The following is an 18,945-nucleotide window of genomic DNA, read 5'->3' on the forward strand; positions in this document are numbered from 1 at the left end:
AGTATTTATGTTAAATTGGATAATGAATTAAATAGTTGGATAATGAATTAAATAGCTGACTATTTTACCCTAAATTTATCAAGAAAGTTCAACAAAAATGTATAAAATAAGTCTTAAAGACTGGGTTATCCTACTTACTATTATACCAACAACCCTGATCGGTTTTGGCCTAGCAAGTTACTTTTCTTATAATCGCTCTGTTGAATTAAATAGCTTTCTTGAGCAACGTGCTAAAAGTATTATTGAACCAATAGCCATTGCCAGTAAGGACGCTTTACTTAATAGAAACAGAGAAGAACTTCGTCAACTGATAGGATTTACTCACCGTAATCAATCAAGCATTGTTAAAAGCATTGTTATTTTTACTGAGGATAATCAAGTTTTTGTTGCTAGTGCTTATCATGGCGATACTCACTTAATGGCACTAAAAAAAAATGTAACGTTGCCAGGCCACACTACAACACAACCTCTAGCTGATTATATCATTTTTAGAACCCCCATTATCGATGAAAACGCTAGTGAGCATACTGATACTCATAGAAAGAATGGTGATGTTACTAGCAGAGCATATAACACTACTAATGTAACCCCAAATAACGCCCCCTTTGCTACTATCACCGCTACTGACCAAGCGAAGCCGGTAACTATTGGCTATATAGCGATGCAAGTTGATAAAAGTCAGCTTAATTTTCAACAGCAAAGTCAGTTTATTATCGCCTTTGCTTTTGCTTTACTGGGCGCTTTACTTAGCGCTATTTTTGCCCTTAAATTGATTAAGAAAGTCACTAAACCCATTAATTCTATGGTACAAGCCATTGAGCGTATTCAAGATGGGAAATTAGAAAGTAGAGTGAGTGGAGAAATGTTTGGCGAACTTAATTTTTTAAAAAATGGTATTAATGCTATAGCTCAATCTCTAGACAGTTATCAAAATGAAATGCATATGAGTATTGACCAAGCCACTATAGAGTTACGTGAGAGTTTAGAACAATTTGAAATTCAAAACGTTGAACTCAGCATCTCTAAACGTAAAGCTCAAGAAGCGAACAAAGTTAAATCAGAGTTTTTGGCTAATATGAGCCATGAATTACGTACCCCACTCAATGGCGTTATTGGCTTTACTAGGCAAGTGTTAAAAACACCACTCACTGAAAACCAACGTGATTACTTACAAACCATTGATCGTTCAGCAAATAATTTATTAGCTATTATTAATGATATTCTCGACTTTTCAAAGCTTGATGCAGGCAAAATGGTTATTGAAAATATTCCTTTTTCTCTAAGAGAGTCTATTGAAGAAACATTGATATTATTAGCACCAACAGCCCATAAAAAAAATATTGAATTATCGATAAATATTCCTCAAACCTTAGACGACTCTCTTATTGGCGATCCTATGAGGATCAAACAAATAATCACTAATTTAATTAGTAATGCTATCAAGTTTACTCCCCAAGGCGCCGTCACTGTAGACATAACAAGTGAAGCTGTAGGTCTGCAAAATATAAAATTTAAAGTGACGGTAAACGACACTGGCATTGGTATGACGGTGAGTCAGCAAGAAAGTGTTTTTGAAGCATTTACTCAAGCAGACCAAAGCATTACCCGTTTGTATGGCGGTACAGGGCTAGGCTTAGTCATTTGCCAGCGACTCGCCCAAGAAATGCATGGTGACATTGGCTTTACCAGTATAAAAGATCAAGGCTCTAGTTTTTGGTTTACTTTTCAATGTGAAACTAATGCTATGCCATTAATGTTAGCGTTAAACAACCAGCATTTAGTTAATAAAACCGTACTCTACTTTGAAGAAAATACTCATAGTCGTGAAGCCACTAAAAACATATTAAAACACTGGAAAATGCGTGTTACCAGTGTAATAAACAGACATCAATTATCGCAAGTCTTCTCTCACAGCAGTCAGGCAAAGCGAGGTTTTGATTATGTGATTATTGGCTATAACCAAACGGCTACCGCGTTAAGTGATTTGAAAAAAATGATTGCGCAGTTAATGCCCGTTTCTAATAATATACATTTGGCGCTAAATAATAACTCTCCAAATTTACAAGAAGCACTCATTGCTAGTGGCGCAAAAAGCTGTATGAGTAAACCGCTAACACCAAGTATTTTAAGTAAGGTGTTACAACCAGCGATAGACTCGAAAGAATACGTTAAAATAGAAAAACGCTCTGAAAGTACACTGATTAACAACATATTACCGATAAAAGTATTAGCGGTTGATGACAATGAAGCAAACTTAAAATTAATTAAAGCCCTACTGCTAGAACAAGTAGCTGAGGTTGTGGTAGCTACTAATGGCTTATTAGCGACTGAGCGCTGTAAAGTAGAGGCATTTTCGTTAATTTTTATGGATATTCAAATGCCAGTAATGGACGGCATTAGCGCGCTCAAAGAAATAAAAAAAGGTGATAAAAATCATAATACCCCCATTATAGCGGTTACTGCGCATGCCTTAAGTGGCGAGAAAGAAAAAATGCAGCAACAAGGCTTTAAAGCCTATATGACCAAGCCAATAGATGAAGCCATGCTACGTCATATTATTTATGAGTACTGTGATTTTAACCACTTAGTGACTCCTACCGCGGTAACAACGTTAACTAATATATCTAAAGCAGAACAATCTATTAAAGTCATTGATTGGTCTTTGGCATTACAGCGCAGCGCTAATAACGTAGAGTTAGCCAAAGAAATGTTTACTGGCTTAGTAGATAGTTTGCCAGAAATTCAACAAACAATAAATGAGGCGATGGTTGAGCAGAATATAACGTTAATCAAACGTGTCATACATAAGCTAAATGGCAGCTGCTGCTATACCGGAACACCTAACTTAGCCAAGATTACCAATGAATTAGAAACACAATTAAAGGCGGGATTAACTATTGAAGAGCTTGAACCTGAGTTTTTAGAGTTTTTTGAACATATAGAGCAAGTACTCTTTGGCGTACCACAAGCACTAAAAGAAATAAACTCAGCAGGTAACCTATAAAAAACAACTTACAAGTCAATAAAAAAACACCTACGACTGTTGCTTTTTTATTGACTAAAGCCACCTACATACTTATTTATTTAACGAATAGTAATATTTGGCGAAGTATCTATGTCGCCATCCTCAGAGATAACAGCAATTCCACCACTACATTGCAAAACTGCTAGGCTGTAGTCTCCATTATTACGAATAAAGGTGAGTTCATAACCAAACTTACCTAAACTACTCGCTGAAAACTTTTGTGCTAGCGATAACTTATGCCACCAAACTGATTGCTCTGGAGCTTCCTGTCTCCGTTCGAGCACTGGTTTCATTTGTACTTCTTTCATGGATTCTCACTTGTTGACTGAATCCTTTCAATATTTTGGTCCGTAAAGTATAGACTATAATGTAAACAAAAATAAAATAAGGCGGTCATTGAATCTAGGGCTCTATAAGCTGTAGTTTCTTGCTTCTAGCATTAATTGCTTCATATCTCTAACGGCTTTATCTAAGCCATCAATCGCAGCTCGAGCAATAATGGCATGACCAATATTCAATTCAATGATTTCTTTAATAGCGGCAATAGGTTTTACATTAAAGTAATTTAAACCATGACCTGCATTAACTTTTAAACCTAAGCTGTGCGCATATTTAATCCCTACAGTTAAGCGTTCAAGCTCTGCTAGTTGCTCTGCCTCTGAAGTCAAATCGGCATAATGACCGGTATGAATTTCTATATAAGGAGCTTTAGTGGCAAGAGCCGCATCAATTTGTGCTTTATCTGCATCAATAAATAAACTTACCGCAATACCCGCCTCTGCTAACGTGGCCGTTGCTTTAGTTATTTTATCTAGTTGTCCGACAACATCTAAACCACCTTCGGTGGTGAGCTCTTCGCGTTTTTCAGGTACTAAACAACAAAATACCGGCTTAACATCGCAGGCTATAGCGATCATCTCATCGGTAACCGCCATTTCAAAATTCATTCGGGTATGTAATGTCTGCTTTAATACATGAATATCTCTGTCTTGGATATGGCGTCTATCTTCACGTAGGTGAACGGTAATGCCGTCTGCTCCTGCATGTTCCGCAACACTTGCTGCATAAACAGGATCAGGATAATTAGTGCCACGGGCTTGTCTTAGTGTGGCAATATGGTCAATGTTTACACCTAATAATAATTCAGACATTCTTGTTCTCTTTGTTAATTTTAGTTTTTGGTTTTAATGTTAATTTTGACACTTTAGCTGTTTTCTAGCGCGATATAATCAAGTTATTTCAAGATACAAGTAAGATAAAGGTTACCAGTAAATAGCTAAACAGGTAGTACCATAGTACTAATCTGAGTACATTATACTGGTCGAACACAGTTATTGATCACTAATGCAGTAATAAACCTAGCAGTAGTACGCAACCTCCCTCAACTATAGGCTTTGTTTGCAAACAGCTTACGGCTATTTAAAGGCTTGTTACCTAGTAGCTGATTAATCACTTGTCGCATGAGTAACTTAAAGGTATAACTCACCTCTTCTGTAACCTTATCTTCAGATAATAGTTCATCAGTTGAAGCTCTTTGATATAACGCTTCCCGTTGGGCAATTGCCTGTAAATGCCTTTTATCGAAACATAACGCACTGTTTTTAGAGAATGTATTAGCGTTACTATAAACAGGAACAAAGCCTTGTTCAGCTATATAATGAAAGTAGCTAACATCGTGCTCAAAGACCGGACTAAAGTCAAATGATAAACCCAATTCTTCAAGTAATGACAGTTCAAATAGGCGTAATTGTGGGGCTATTTCTTCACCCTGAGATAAGGCAAATAAGGTTGTTTTATATTGAAAAAATAATTGCTGACAAGTGATGTGTTCGGTGAGTAAGCGAATCAATAACTCATTAATATAAAAAGCGCTAAACAGGCTATGTTTTATTAATGGGTATGATTTGCCTAGCGTATCAACTTGACTGATTTGCTTAAAGCTACCTTGCCCCTTCAATATAACGTTTAGTGGTAAAAAAGGCTGTATTAAGCCTTTTTTTATCGAGCGTTTAGATTGGCCAACATACACTAAAGCGGTTACTTTACCGTCTTGCTCGGTGAGTAAATCAACTAATTGCTGATTTTCTCGGTACGGACGGCTATGTAAAACAAACGCACTTTGCTCAATCATCTATGCCGCTCTACTAACCAGAGTAATCATCACCATAACCTAAACTACGTAAGGCTCGCTCATCATCAGCCCATCCTGACTTAACTTTTACCCACGTTTCAAGAAAAACTTTACTCTCAAATAAACTTTCCATATCGCGTCTTGCTTCTTGACCTATAGTTTTTAGGCGCTCACCTTTATTACCAATGACCATACGTTTTTGACTATCACGTTCAACAAGTATCAACGCATTGATATGAATAATGCCTTTTTCATCCATCTTAAATTGCTCTATTTCAACCGTGATAGAGTAAGGTAATTCATCACCAGTAAAGCGTATAAGCTTTTCACGAATAATTTCTGACGCCATAAAGCGACTAGAGCGATCGGTAATATGATCTTCAGGAAACCAAAAAGCGCTTTTAGGTAACGATGATAAACATAATTGACGGATGGTATCAACGCCATGACCTTTAGCTGCACAAATAGGTACAATATCTCTAAAGTCATGCATAGCGCCTAACTTTTGCAAGTGTGGTAATAACTCGTCTTTATCAGTAATATTATCGGTTTTATTGACCACTAATATACAATCAGCCCCACTTTGTTTGACTTTAGATAACACTAATTCGTCGTCTGTTGTCCAATGAGTGCCTTCAACTAAAAAGACAATTAACTCAACCTCTGCAATTGAACTGCTAGCGGCACGGTTCATAAACCGATTTATCACACGTTTTTCTTCGGTATGTAAACCTGGAGTATCAACTAATATCGCTTGTCTGTTTTCTTCCGTTAAAATCCCTAAAATACGATGACGTGTAGTTTGCGGTTTTTTAGAGGTAATACTAATTTTTTGCCCTAAAAGAGCATTTAATAATGTTGATTTACCAACATTGGGTCGACCAACAATAGCAATTAAGCCAGCATAGGTATTTGAGGTATCGTTGTGCATAATTTAATTTCTCGTGCTGCTTTTTTTGCTTAGGTTACTTTTAGTAGTTCGTGCTTTTGCTACTTTCGATTGCGTTGACGCTTTTACTTTTACTGCTTTTTCTTGTTCAATTAAGGCTAATATTTGCTGGGCGGCTTCTTGCTCTGCTTTTCTTCGACTAGTGCCTTTAGCGATAACCACTTCGTTGGTTACTGACGTTTCACAGCGCACCGTAAACTCTTGATTATGTGACTGTCCAGAGGTGTCAATAACTTCATAAGTAGGCAGTGGTATTTTTCTACCTTGTAAAAACTCTTGTAAACGCGTTTTAGGATCTTTTTGCTCATTACCCGGTTTAATAATGGTTAAACGTTGTTCAAACCAACTTAAGATTAATGCTTTACAACGTTCAATACTCGAGTCTAAATACACTGCGCCAATAATAGCTTCAATGGCGTCCTCAAGTATCGATTCGCGACGATGACCGCCACTTTTTAGCTCGCCTGGGCCTAATATTAAGCATTCACCTAAATTAAAGTCACGAGCAACTTTAGCTAAGGTAACGCCTTTTACTAAGCTAGAACGCATGCGAGTAAGATCGCCTTCATCATGCTTAGGGAATTTGTCATAAAGGGCTTCTGCAATAACAAATCCTAGGATTGAGTCGCCTAAAAATTCAAGTCTTTCGTTGTGTGCGCCCTTAGCGCTACGGTGCGTAAGCGCCTGCACCAATAGTGAGGGATCATTAAATTGATAACCAAGCTTTTTGGTTAATCTAGCAAGATTATGTGGATTAATATTCACGATATAACTCTTTGTGCCATGTTAGAAAAGTGCTCATATTAATTAATAGCGCCAATACGATCAAAACGGATACCCGTTGGCAACCAATGCGGTAAAAAGCTATCTTGTGCTCTGTCAAAATCAAAACTCATCCAAATAGCAACAGCTTGCCCAACTAGGTTTTCTTCTGGAACAAAGCCCCAAAAACGTCCATCTAATGAATTGTCTCTGTTATCACCCATAACAAAATATTGATTTGCGGGCACCACAAACTCATCGGCTGCAGTACCTGCTTGTTGAAAGTAATGAGAAACTCTAGGTGAAACAGGAGCGTTATTTAATATCTGATGGCTTTTATTGAATATTTTTGCTTCGAATTCATTCATACCGGTCTCAGAATCAGGCCCTGTATATTCACCAACAAGCTTTTGCTGCACTTGTTCAAATTCAGGGCATGTGGTATCAGATTCATGACAAGCACGTTTAATATAAAGTGATTTATTACGGTAAATAATACGATCGCCGGGTAAACCAATAACACGCTTAATAAAGTCAATTTTGGGATCTTCAGGAAACTTAAACACTACAACGTCTCCGTACTCAGGTAATCCGTTTTCAAAAAATTTATGTCTTGCAACCGGATCCTTTAAACCGTAATTAAATTTATTCACTAAAATAAAGTCGCCATCAAGTAAAGTAGGCATCATTGAGCCTGACGGTATTTGAAAAGGTTCATATAAAAAGGATCGTAAAATTAACACAAAAGCAATCACGGGGAAAATTTGTACTGCGGTATCCACTAAAGGTGATGGCTCAGTTAAACTGGCTAAGGCTTTAGGTGTCAGCTCAGTATCAGATAATTGTTTTGCTGATACTTGTGCAGCAGCTGCTTTTAATTTACGTTGCGGTGCTAAATAAAGCTTATCCGCAAACCAAACGATACCGGTGACGACGGTGATTATTACTAAAATTATGGAAAAATAAACGGCCATACTATTCCTATTGTAAACTGCATTTAGGGGTGTTTTTGATAAAATCAATTAGATAAACAAGAGCGACAAAAAGTAATTATTGTCGCTCTTATCAAATTAAGTCAAGTCGTTGAAAAAGCATACTTAGCGTGTTCAAGCTAAGCAGTTAAAGCCAACTTATTACTAGCTATCTAATTTAAGAACCGCTAAAAACGCTTCTTGTGGTACTTCAACATTACCCACTTGCTTCATACGTTTTTTACCATCTTTTTGTTTTTGTAATAGCTTTTTCTTACGGCTAATATCACCGCCATAACATTTAGCGGTTACGTTTTTACGTAATTGCTTCACGGTAGTACGGGCAATAACATTATTACCAATGGCCGCTTGAATAGCGATATCAAACATTTGACGATGTATTAACTCTTTAAGTTTATCAACCAACAGTCGACCACGTGCTACTGAATTAGAGCGATGAGTAATCATGGCTAAAGCATCAACGCGATCGCCATTAATCATCACGTCTACCCGCACCATATCGGCCGCTTCAAAACGAATAAAGTTATAATCTAATGAGGCATAACCGCGACTTGTAGATTTAAGCTTATCAAAAAAGTCCATAACTACTTCAGCCATAGGCATCTCATAAGTAACGGCAACTTGGTTTCCATGATAAATTAAATCTTTTTGTATACCGCGTTTTTCAATACATAAGGTAATTACATTACCTAAATATTCTTGTGGTACTAAAATATTTGCTTGAACAATCGGCTCACGGATTTCATCAATATTGTTGATTGCTGGTAAATCCGACGGGTTATCTATCGAGATAACATCACCGTTGGTACAAGCTATTTCATAGTTTACCGTGGGCGCTGTAGTAATTAAATCGAGGTCATATTCACGCGCCAAACGCTCTTGAATAATCTCCATGTGTAGCATACCAAGAAAACCAATACGGAAACCAAAACCAAGGGCTGATGAGTTCTCTGGTTCAAAAAATAATGAAGCATCATTGAGGCTTAACTTGTTAAGTGCATCCCTAAAGTTTTCATACTCATCTGAACTTATTGGGAAAATACCTGCATACACTTGTGGCTGTGCTTTTTTAAAGCCAGGTAAGGCATGTGGGGTTTCTTTTTTACTGATAGTAATGGTGTCACCTACTGGTGCGCCATGAATTTCTTTAATACCTGCAATAATAAAACCTACCTCGCCTGCTCTTAGCACACCGGTATCAGTTTGCTTAGGCGTGAATATGCCTACTTTGTCAATTTGGTGAACTTGCCCAGTAGACATCACCAACATTTTATCGCCTTTTTTCACTTCACCATTGATAATACGCACAAGTGAAACAACACCTTGGTAGTTATCAAACCATGAATCAACAATTAGCGCTTGTAATGGTGCATCAACCTTACCTTTAGGTGGTGGAATGTTTTTAACAATCGTTTCTAAAACATCTTCAATACCTAAACCTGTTTTAGCCGAGCAAGTTACTGCGTCGGTAGCATCAATACCGATGATATGTTCAATTTCTTCACAAACACGCTCTGGATCAGCTTGTGGTAAATCAATTTTGTTTAGAATAGGTAAAACTTCTAAGTCCATTTCAATGGCGGTATAACAGTTAGCAACTGTTTGCGCTTCAACGCCTTGACCGGCATCAACTACAAGTAAGGCACCTTCACAAGAGGCCAATGAACGAGAGACTTCATAGGAGAAATCGACATGACCTGGCGTATCAATAAAGTTTAATTGGTAAACCTCACCGTCTTTAGCTTTATAATCTAAAGTAACACTTTGTGCTTTAATGGTAATGCCGCGTTCGCGTTCTATATCCATAGAGTCAAGCACTTGCGCTTCCATTTCACGGGCTTGTAAGCCACCACAGTGTTGAATTAAGCGGTCAGAAAGTGTTGATTTACCATGGTCGATGTGGGCAATAATTGAGAAGTTTCGAATATTTTTCATAAAAGGCAGTCAAATAAGGCGTCAAAATAATACAATGCTGTGATTTTAACGCTTTTACTGCCTTGGGGCTATCTTTTGTTCAGATATCTTTTATTTACAGCAATAATGTGATGAAACGCTATTTAGTTAGATCCACTGAGGGCAGCACGGCTATTATTTCAGGTTGTAAACAGGCACTTTTTTTACCTTGTTTTTGTTGAAATTTGGCAAATCTATAGCCTAAATAGCCACCAGCGACACCAAGCGCTAACGCAAATAATTCATGACTGAAAACTTGCTGTTTTAACAACCACTGACCTATAGCTGACCCTGTAATTAAACCAAATAATGGCAACAAATACACTTGACCAGCACTAGAGAGTACATGCTTTTCTGGCAAAGCCAACATAACGCTATCGCCAAGCTTGAGTGTATTTTTTGGGGCATTGGTATCATAGGGTAAAGTCAGTGTTAATTTAGCTTGTGGTAATGCTTTAGCCACTTGACCACTACCGCAAGTATCAACTTGCGCACAGCCGCCACAGCTTGATTTTATTTGACTAGTTACGGTAATTTCACCGACGCCAATAGCAACCACATTCGCTAATTCTTTAATCATTATCGTTGTTCTCTTATTGATAATTAAGCATTATTTGCTAGCCGATTTGACAATTATTGATTCGGCAATCTTTTGAGCTGTTGCTAGCGGTATATCACCAACAATACCCACTTCTATTCCCCGCACTATCTGGTTAAACACCATAGTCGCGCCATCACTAGCATACTCAGGATCTCTAAACTTTTCTTTACTTAGGTTTACATACACAGACACTTCAGTAAGCCCATCTGAAAACAACATAAACTCAACGGCTTTAACATCGTTACGGTTATAACTGTTCAAGTAATGTTGGTTAGATTTTATCACAGAAAAACCTTGTGGCATCCAACTAACCTGCCAAGCAAGCTCTTTAGTCGTTATTTCATTAGTTAAACTAATAATATCAGGTAGTTCAGTTAACTGTAGTTGCGCTAAGTTGTCTGATAATTGCTTACTTACTTCAAGATGGGTAAATTGAACTTGTTCAAGTAACTGTCCTTGGCGAGTCAATATTGCCATTTTTAACAACAAACCTGTTTTTTGATCAAGCCATAGCCAATAACTAAAGCGGTAATCATCTTTTGCAACAATGCGCACAAGCTGAGCGACACGCCCTAAAACTCGACTACGTCCGACAGAAATAAAACGATAACTTACTTCAAGCTCGGTAAAGTTACCGCGAAAAATAGCAGGAATTGGCCCTCTAATATCGGGAGAGATTAGTGAGTAAGGCTCGTGTTCTGGCTCGATATAACTAACAATATTACCTTGGCGTAAAAAGTCACGACGAGAGCCGTTGAGTCGAGTGAAAATCTCTAGTTCTTGATCATCATTACCGATGCCATGTAACCAATGATAAGGCTCTGCTTGATTATTTTTAACAACAACAAAGGAAGTGGTAAAGTTAAGTTGCTTTAACGATTGGGATAGCCGCTCTAACCATTCTTTAGCCGATTTTGTATCAGCATTGATAGCCGACACATTAAAGCTGAGCAGCAATAAAAATAATACTGGTAATTTCATAATTTCTCATCGGTAATGGCTTAAATGGCGATTATCAACTAATTCAACCACTCAAGCCATTAATAGCAACTAATCAATATTAGTTAGTTATTAATTACCTAGTTTCACTTGTTGGTTGTGATCTTGTAAAAGTGCTTGTAAACGGCGCTGTTGAGCAAGTTTTTCCGCTATAATTTGTGCGTTAGTCGGCGGTTGTTGTGTTTGCTGACTTGATAAGCCTTGTGTGGATTGAATCGGCTGCACATTAAAACTCACAGGGTTTGCATACCCCGTTAAAGGTACTGTTTGCACTACTTGGCTTGGGGTAACTAAGTCATTACCACCAAGGTTATGCTGCACACCAATAATCATCAACCCTGCGGCAGAAGCAGCGATAGCAACCTGGCCTATAGGTTTAAGTAAGCGTGATATTTTCGCTTTAAAGCGATTTGTACCGTCAATAACTGTCTGGTCATTAATTTTCTCGATAGATTTTTCAGTACCTTGCTCGTTATTATGGTCGCTATTTTGCTCCATGGCTTGTTCAAGCGTTTTCGAGAATGCCTGTGTCGATGAGTTAGGTGACAATATCGTTGCTTCTTGAGCAATAGCGGCCGAAATAGTTTTACTTAAATCGAGCTGCAATGATTGTGGCACTTCATCACGTAATACATCACCGATTAAATGGTAATTTTTCCATGCGGTTGATAAGTGTTCATCCTTGAGCATATTATCGACTAAATGGCTACTAACACTATCACCTGTTGATGGTGAATAATTATCAACTAATGAAGATATTGACTCAGATTTAATTTCACTCATATTTTACCTTAAAACTTGGTTAACTTTGACTTTAATAAATATCTTAATAAAGCCTCTAACAAAGACATTGACAAATAACTTAACAATTGAGCTTAACTATTTTTTTGTAACAACGGTCTAATTTTTTTGTCGATGGCATCACGCGCTCTAAATATTCTTGAGCGTACCGTGCCGACAGGACATTCCATTATCGTAGCAATCTCTTCATAACTTAATCCTTCAATTTCTCGAAAATTTATCGCTAAGCGAAGATCCTCGGGGAGAGACTCCATCGTAGTAAAAATAACTTTTTTAATTTCAGCGGTAAGTAATATTTTTTCAGGGGAAGCTGTCTCGCGAAGTGCGCCGCCAGTATCATAAAGTTCAGCATCACTAATTTCGATATCATTACTTGGTGGTTTACGTCCTAATGAGACGCTGTGGTTTTTGGCGCAATTAACCGCAATACGATAAAGCCAAGTATAAAAGGCACTATCCCCTCTAAAGTTAGGTAAAGCTCTGTAGGCTTTAATAAAGGATTCTTGAACAATATCAGGTACATCACTATTATTTTTCACATAGCGACTGACCAAATTGGCAACCTTGTGCTGATACTTAGTGACCAATAAATTAAACGCACTTTTATCGCCACGCTGAACCCGCTCAACTAATTGCTGATCTATATTAAGTTCACTCTTTTGAGCCATATTTTTTAACACTGACAATTGATTGATACTCATATTTTCCATTGGCTCGTAACAAACATATAACATAGGACTATGGTTTTTCTAAAAAGTTCTTTTTATTTACATATTTTGTAAATAATTGCACTTAATAGTTCAAGCTAAACATTTTCAAGCAATGGGGTGATTGATTTTTTAACCGCGAGTTAGTTACTAGCTAATATATATTACGCAGTAATTCAACGCTATTATCTGGCGGCTTATCACTATGTATTATAGAATAGAGACCTCTTATTTACTTATATATTCGCTTTTATAACCGAACTTAATCAAATCCTATGACTCAACAAAATAATTGTGATGTGCTAATTATTGGCAGCGGCGCCGCAGGTTTAACTTTAGCATTGCACTTAGCTAAAAATGCTGATGTGGTTATTTTAAGCAAAGGCCCATTAAATGAAGGGTCAACCTTCTATGCCCAAGGCGGTGTTGCCGCGGTATTTGATGAAAATGACTGTATTGCCGCTCATGCTCAAGACACCTTGATTGCAGGTGCTGGGCTATGTGATGAAGATATTGTGCAATTTACCACTGAAAATGCCAAGTCTTGTTTAGAGTGGTTGATTGACCAAGGCGTTGAATTTGATAAAGAAAAAAGTAGTAAAGATGAATCTCGTTATCACCTAACCCGTGAAGGTGGTCATAGTCACCGAAGAATTTTGCATGCTGCCGATGCTACAGGTCAAGCCATACAAACCACACTAGCCGATCAAGTAAAGCAACACTCCCGTATTCGTATTTTTGAGCGTTTTAATGCCATTGACTTAATTTGTCAGCCAAGTACCACTGGCAATAAGCCAAAACAATGTATCGGTGCTTATATTTGGAATAGAAATACTGAAAAAGTAGAAAGTATTTATGCACAAAAAACGATTTTAGCAACCGGCGGTGCGAGTAAAGTCTATCAATATACCTCTAATCCTGATGTGTCTAGTGGTGATGGTATCGCTATGGCATGGCGCGTAGGTTGCCGAGTAGCCAACATGGAATTTAATCAATTCCACCCGACTTGCTTGTTTCATCCATCAGCTGGCACCTTCTTACTTACCGAAGCACTGCGCGGTGAAGGCGCTAAATTAAGACGCCCAGACGGTAGTCGCTTTATGCCTGCTTTTGATAAACGTGCCGAACTAGCGCCGCGTGATATTGTCGCACGTGCTATCGACTTTGAAATGAAACGCTTAGGCGCTGACTGTATGTATTTGGATATTAGTCATAAACCCAGTAGTTTTATTAAAGAGCATTTTCCAACCATTTACGAAAAAACCATGTCTTTAGGCATTGATATCACTAAACAGCCGATGCCAATTGTACCTGCTGCCCATTATACCTGTGGCGGCGTAATGGTTGATAAACAAGGTAAAACAGACGTGAGCCAACTTTATGCTATCGGTGAAATGTCTTACACCGGTTTGCATGGAGCCAACCGTTTAGCGAGTAACTCTTTACTTGAATGTCTTGTTTTTGCTCGAGCAGCCGCAATGGAGATAAGTGAAACCCTAGTACAGGATAATCTTCATTTAACCCTACCCCATTGGGATGAAAGCCGAGTAACTAACTCAGACGAAGAAGTAGTTATTCAACATAATTGGCACGAACTGAGATTATTTATGTGGGATTATGTTGGTATAGTTCGCACGACTAAACGCCTAGAACGCGCTTTACATCGCGTTGAGTTATTGCAGCGAGAAATAGAAGAGTATTATCGAAACTTCAAAGTGAGTAATAACTTACTAGAATTAAGAAATTTGGTACAAGTAGCTGAATTGATAATAAGGTGTGCGATGGACCGAAAAGAAAGCCGAGGCTTACATTATACTTTAGATTATCCGGAGCTATTAACCACCGTTAAACCCACCATACTATCGCCAATTGATTAGATTCTGTTGAGCTGTAGTGGTTTTAGGCTAATTTTTTTATAACATTAGCAAGGCGAGAAAAGTCTTTATTATTGATACTGTCTCTAAATATAAAGACTTGTTTACTTTGCAGGCCTTGCAATGACTTACCTTGACCACGCTGTTTAACTGCTTTGGGCGATAACTCTCTAGGTGATAACTGAATAAGTGGCAGCTGCGTAATTGCCATGTAATTCGCTGTGGTTGCTATAGATTGCTTAGGTATCATAACTAGCCAACAGCCGATAAAACTCAGCCGACTATTAGCCACTAATTGATAGCTAGTTTTATCGCTTTTAAACCAGATCTCACCGCTAGTACTTAACAAAAATGACTCGTTAAAGTATTTATCCGCATTAAGTGATAAAAAGACACTCACTGTAATAATACTTAGCACGGTGATACTTAACGCTAACGCATAATAAAAAGTAAAGCTAACCAGCATAACTAACAACACCACTATGGCTACAAAACTGTAAGTGGCTAGCTTGTACCGAGATTTTCTAACGGTAATATTATACTTTGACGCGCTTGAGTATAAGTTGCACCATGGCGTTAAGTTCTTTATCTTCACAAACTTTATGTCCCATAAACCATGCAAATAGTTCAGGATCTTGTTCGGTAAGTAAACGTTCAAAAGTAAATTGTTGTTTTGATGATAAGCCATCATATGCTTCATCAACAAAATCAATAAATAATATATCTAACTCTAACATGCCTCGACGACACGCCCATTTTAAACGGGCTTTATTAACTTTATCGAGATGAGCAGGGTTTTCGTTATTTGTTACTGCATTATTTGAAGCTTCGTTACCAGACATACGTATCCTTGATTAATTAACCACTCTTCATTGTAGCAACATCTCTGATGGCACAGCTATTAAAAATACTCAATATCATTAATAAAATTACCCAAACGAGTTGTTTTTGTTATTTTAGTCCTTACCTATATAGTTATACCTATATTATACCAATATAGTTGTGATAAATTTATTAGCCTTTTAAGTTAGAACACAAAGCTAATAGCATACTCACTATAAAACGAAATAGTAATTTACTGAAAAAATAACTACATGCAGCTACTTAACACACATAGCTAAACTCACCTTTTTCTCATAGAGTTCATCATGACAACCATTGCCGATACATCATTACCTTCGCTAAAACAGTTACCAGAAACTTTCCTTATAGAACTAAATGATTTTGGCGCTATTTCTTTATCTGGTGAGGAGCAAACTAAGTACTTACAAGGGCAAGTAACCTGCGATGTTAATAACAGCAGCGCTTCTAACTTACTTGTTGGCGCGCATTGCGATGCTAAAGGAAAAGTCTTTTCTGTTTTTAGATTAATTAATCGCTCGTCTGCTCACTTATTATTACAACCTAAAGCCAGCATTGAAAACTCTCTTAAAGAGCTCAAAAAATTTGGTGTTTTTGCTAAAGTGACTATTAATGAAGTGGATAACTTACGCTTTATCGCTTTAGTGGGTGAACAAGCCAGTGGCTTATTACAACAAGAATTTGCACAAGTTCCCGATAGTTTAAGCCCTGTAGTACAAGTTGGTTCAACTAACTTAATTTACCTTGCTGGTAAGCAACCTAGATATATTATTATCGATGAACCAAGCGTGATAAGCACACTGGTTGATAAATTATCACTACCAACTTATTCTCAGCAAGTATGGAACTTATTAGAGATAAGCCAAGGTTTCCCTATTTTATCAACAACCACCAGCGGCCATTACGTGCCACAAATGCTTAACCTACAAGCCATTAACGGTATAAGTTTTACTAAAGGCTGTTATTTAGGACAAGAAACCGTTGCTAGAATGCAGTATCTAGGAAAAAATAAACGCGCACTCTTTTGCTTACATACCGATCTTAAACAAACATTAACAGCCGATGATATTATTGAAAAACAATTAGGTGATAACTGGCGCAAAGCTGGCGATATACTTGCCTATTATCAAGCGGATGATGGTAGCTGTGTTATTCAAGCAGTATTAACAAACGATGGCGCACAACCTGCAATGCGTATTGCTTCAGATGATTCATCTATCGTCTCTGAGCAAGCATTGCCCTATAGTCTTAACACTGAAAAGTAGCGCGGTAAACTCTATGCTTGCCCCTCAAAGCTACCCCCTAAACGAAACCTTAAAACTAAACTTTAAATATTTAAAATCACTAGGATAAAATATGAAAATAGCCAAAAATAATGTTGTTGTTATGCACTATGCCGTATCTGACAGCGAAGGTACCTTAATTGATAGTTCTTACGATGATAAACCAATGGCGATTATTCAAGGTACTGGTTACTTAATTCCAGGATTAGATGATGCACTTGTTGATCACGAAGCGGGCGATAAATTTGAAGTTGCCGTTGCTTGTGAAGACGCTTACGGCGAACGCCATGATGATTACGTACAAACTGTGCCAAAAGAAGTACTTGCTGGTGTTGAAGATCTTGCTCTGGGAACCCAGTTACGTGCAACCACTGATGATGGTGAGCAAACAGTGATTGTCATTGATGTACAAGATGATGTTATTACCGTGGACGGTAACCACCCTCTTTCAGGTTTAGATTTAAACTTTGACGTTGAAATTCTTGAAGTACGTGAAGCTACGGCAGAAGAGCTTAAACATGGTCATGTCCACAGCGAAGGTGGTTGTGGCCACGAGCACTAGTATTTTTACTGTTAACAAGTAAAAATGATCAGATATAAAAAAACGTAACCTTACGTCTAAGGTTACGTTTTTTTCGTTTTAAGCTCATTAATGAAGCGCTAAGCTGTCTATTAAATTGTTCGGCTTGGTATTACTCAGCCGATAGTTTTTCTACTGTAGTTGGGGTATCTATTTCGTCTGCAATTTTATCATCGGTAATGACAACTTTTGATAAAAACATATCACGTAATTTAGCATCAACATCTTTAGCCATTTCAGGATGATCATCTAAGTATTTCGCCGCGTTAGCTTTACCTTGACCAATTCTTTCGCCATTACAGCTATACCAAGCACCGGCTTTTTCTACAAAACCATGCTTAACACCTAGCTCAATTAACTCACCTAAGCTGTTAATACCTTCGCCATAAAGAATTTGAAATTCAGCTTGTTTAAAGGGGGGAGCAATTTTATTTTTAACGACTTTAACACGTGTTTCGTTACCAACAATTTCATCACCATTTTTAACAGCGCCAATACGACGAATATCTAAACGTACTGAGGCGTAGAATTTTAACGCATTACCACCCGTAGTCGTTTCAGGCGAACCAAACATAACACCAATTTTCATACGAATTTGGTTAATGAAAATAAGCATGGTATTTGAACGTTTCAAATTCCCCGTTAATTTACGCATGGCTTGTGACAACATACGCGCTTGTAAACCCATATGTGAATCACCCATGTCTCCTTCAATTTCCGCTTTTGGCGTCAGTGCCGCAACAGAGTCAACCACGATGACATCAATAGCGCCAGAGCGCGTTAACATGTCAACAATTTCTAGAGCTTGTTCGCCAGTATCAGGTTGAGAAATTAATAACTCATCAATATTCACCCCTAACTTTGCCGCATAAACAGGGTCAAGCGCATGCTCTGCATCAATAAAGGCACAAACTTTACCGTTGCGCTGTGCTTCAGCAATAACTTCTAAAGTTAATGTTGTTTTACCACTTGACTCAGGACCATAAATTTCAACCACACGACCCATTGGTAAACCGCCAGCACCTAAGGCGATATCCAAGCCTAATGAACCCGTAGAAATAGTTTCTACGTCCATGGTGTTATTGTCACCAAGTTTCATTATTGAACCTTTACCAAATTGACGTTCAATTTGAGCTAAGGCTGCTGATAATGCTTTTTCTTTATCGTCTTTCATAATTTACTCCAAGAGCATGTCTGTTATTTCGTTTTGATGGGCTAAGTATACTGTAAGCGTGTACAGTATCAAGTTTTATTACAATTATTTTTATTTTAAATAAAAAACTAGCTAGACGTCACTTTTAAAACACTGAAAAATAAGGCTTTAAAAGGCATTAATAACTTTTTAAAATTTAAGGTTAAAAAGTTATCAGCTAGTTTTTACTTTTATTAAATGCGTTAAATACAGTACTTATAACGTATTTTTCTTA

The 18,945-nt window shown here is 37.6% G+C and carries 18 protein-coding genes; 4 read left to right on the forward strand and 14 right to left on the reverse strand.

The genetic code is table 11. The features are described from left to right. The first annotated feature begins 97 nt into the window (after positions 1–97). A complete protein-coding gene (barA, locus tag FCS21_RS00295; RefSeq protein WP_138620005.1) occupies positions 98–3,004 on the forward strand; it encodes a two-component sensor histidine kinase BarA in 2,907 nt (968 codons plus the stop codon). A gap of 80 nt (positions 3,005–3,084) precedes the next feature. Here barA and FCS21_RS00300 read toward each other — a convergent pair whose 3' ends face one another. The 11 genes from FCS21_RS00300 to rpoE all read right to left on the reverse strand — a co-directional run bounded on the left by FCS21_RS00300 (position 3,085) and on the right by rpoE (position 12,914). Beyond that, the gene (locus tag FCS21_RS00300; RefSeq protein WP_138620007.1) at positions 3,085–3,333 is read right to left on the reverse strand and encodes a hypothetical protein; all 249 of its coding nucleotides are present in this window, start codon (positions 3,331–3,333) and stop codon (positions 3,085–3,087) included. Between the two features lie 102 nt (positions 3,334–3,435). Beyond that, the gene (gene pdxJ, locus FCS21_RS00305; RefSeq protein ID WP_138620008.1) at positions 3,436–4,176 is read right to left on the reverse strand and encodes a pyridoxine 5'-phosphate synthase; all 741 of its coding nucleotides are present in this window, start codon (positions 4,174–4,176) and stop codon (positions 3,436–3,438) included. Positions 4,177–4,406: 230 nt separating this feature from the next. After that, the gene (recO, locus tag FCS21_RS00310; protein ID WP_138620009.1) at positions 4,407–5,156 is read right to left on the reverse strand and encodes a DNA repair protein RecO; all 750 of its coding nucleotides are present in this window, start codon (positions 5,154–5,156) and stop codon (positions 4,407–4,409) included. A gap of 13 nt (positions 5,157–5,169) precedes the next feature. Next, positions 5,170–6,087 (reverse strand): GTPase Era, encoded by a 918-nt coding sequence (gene era / locus FCS21_RS00315; RefSeq protein WP_138620010.1) that lies wholly within the window; start codon positions 6,085–6,087, stop codon positions 5,170–5,172. Between the two features lie 3 nt (positions 6,088–6,090). Further along, positions 6,091–6,864 (reverse strand): ribonuclease III, encoded by a 774-nt coding sequence (rnc, locus tag FCS21_RS00320; RefSeq protein ID WP_138620483.1) that lies wholly within the window; start codon positions 6,862–6,864, stop codon positions 6,091–6,093. A gap of 44 nt (positions 6,865–6,908) precedes the next feature. After that, entirely contained in the window at positions 6,909–7,841 is a 933-nt protein-coding gene (lepB, locus tag FCS21_RS00325; RefSeq protein WP_138620011.1) for a signal peptidase I, read from the reverse strand. Positions 7,842–8,003: 162 nt separating this feature from the next. Then, on the reverse strand, positions 8,004–9,794 hold the full coding sequence (gene lepA / locus FCS21_RS00330) for a translation elongation factor 4 (protein ID WP_138620012.1): 1,791 nt from the start codon (positions 9,792–9,794) through the stop codon (positions 8,004–8,006). Between the two features lie 118 nt (positions 9,795–9,912). Beyond that, complete coding sequence (locus tag FCS21_RS00335; protein ID WP_138620013.1) at positions 9,913–10,392, reverse strand: SoxR reducing system RseC family protein; 480 nt, start codon at positions 10,390–10,392, stop codon at positions 9,913–9,915. 30 nt (positions 10,393–10,422) lie between these two features. After that, positions 10,423–11,394 (reverse strand): MucB/RseB C-terminal domain-containing protein, encoded by a 972-nt coding sequence (locus FCS21_RS00340; protein ID WP_138620014.1) that lies wholly within the window; start codon positions 11,392–11,394, stop codon positions 10,423–10,425. 90 nt (positions 11,395–11,484) lie between these two features. Next, entirely contained in the window at positions 11,485–12,195 is a 711-nt protein-coding gene (locus FCS21_RS00345) for a sigma-E factor negative regulatory protein (protein WP_138620015.1), read from the reverse strand. 92 nt (positions 12,196–12,287) lie between these two features. After that, complete coding sequence (rpoE, locus tag FCS21_RS00350) at positions 12,288–12,914, reverse strand: RNA polymerase sigma factor RpoE (protein WP_246046930.1); 627 nt, start codon at positions 12,912–12,914, stop codon at positions 12,288–12,290. A 281-nt stretch (positions 12,915–13,195) separates the two neighbouring features. Between rpoE and nadB the strand changes: the two genes are divergently transcribed. Beyond that, positions 13,196–14,797 carry an L-aspartate oxidase gene (gene nadB / locus FCS21_RS00355; RefSeq protein WP_138620016.1) on the forward strand — a complete coding sequence of 534 codons (1,602 nt, stop codon included), beginning with the start codon at positions 13,196–13,198 and terminating at the stop codon, positions 14,795–14,797. Positions 14,798–14,819: 22 nt separating this feature from the next. Here nadB and FCS21_RS00360 read toward each other — a convergent pair whose 3' ends face one another. Next, a complete protein-coding gene (locus FCS21_RS00360) occupies positions 14,820–15,260 on the reverse strand; it encodes a hypothetical protein (protein ID WP_138620017.1) in 441 nt (146 codons plus the stop codon). A gap of 70 nt (positions 15,261–15,330) precedes the next feature. Further along, positions 15,331–15,636 (reverse strand): FAD assembly factor SdhE, encoded by a 306-nt coding sequence (locus FCS21_RS00365; protein ID WP_138620018.1) that lies wholly within the window; start codon positions 15,634–15,636, stop codon positions 15,331–15,333. A gap of 306 nt (positions 15,637–15,942) precedes the next feature. Here FCS21_RS00365 and ygfZ point away from each other — a divergent pair, with 306 nt between their 5' ends. Both ygfZ and FCS21_RS00375 read left to right on the forward strand, forming a co-directional pair. After that, positions 15,943–16,920 carry a tRNA-modifying protein YgfZ gene (gene ygfZ / locus FCS21_RS00370; RefSeq protein ID WP_138620019.1) on the forward strand — a complete coding sequence of 326 codons (978 nt, stop codon included), beginning with the start codon at positions 15,943–15,945 and terminating at the stop codon, positions 16,918–16,920. A gap of 91 nt (positions 16,921–17,011) precedes the next feature. Continuing rightward, on the forward strand, positions 17,012–17,500 hold the full coding sequence (locus tag FCS21_RS00375; protein WP_138620020.1) for an FKBP-type peptidyl-prolyl cis-trans isomerase: 489 nt from the start codon (positions 17,012–17,014) through the stop codon (positions 17,498–17,500). 130 nt (positions 17,501–17,630) lie between these two features. Here FCS21_RS00375 and recA read toward each other — a convergent pair whose 3' ends face one another. Then, positions 17,631–18,692: a recombinase RecA gene (gene recA, locus FCS21_RS00380; protein WP_138620021.1), complete on the reverse strand. Its 1,062-nt coding sequence runs from the start codon at positions 18,690–18,692 to the stop codon at positions 17,631–17,633. Between the last annotated feature and the right edge of the window lie 253 nt (positions 18,693–18,945).

Origin of the sequence: Colwellia ponticola (genome assembly GCF_005885605.1) — a bacterium.
GTDB classification, from domain to species: Bacteria; Pseudomonadota; Gammaproteobacteria; order Enterobacterales; family Alteromonadaceae; genus Colwellia; species Colwellia ponticola.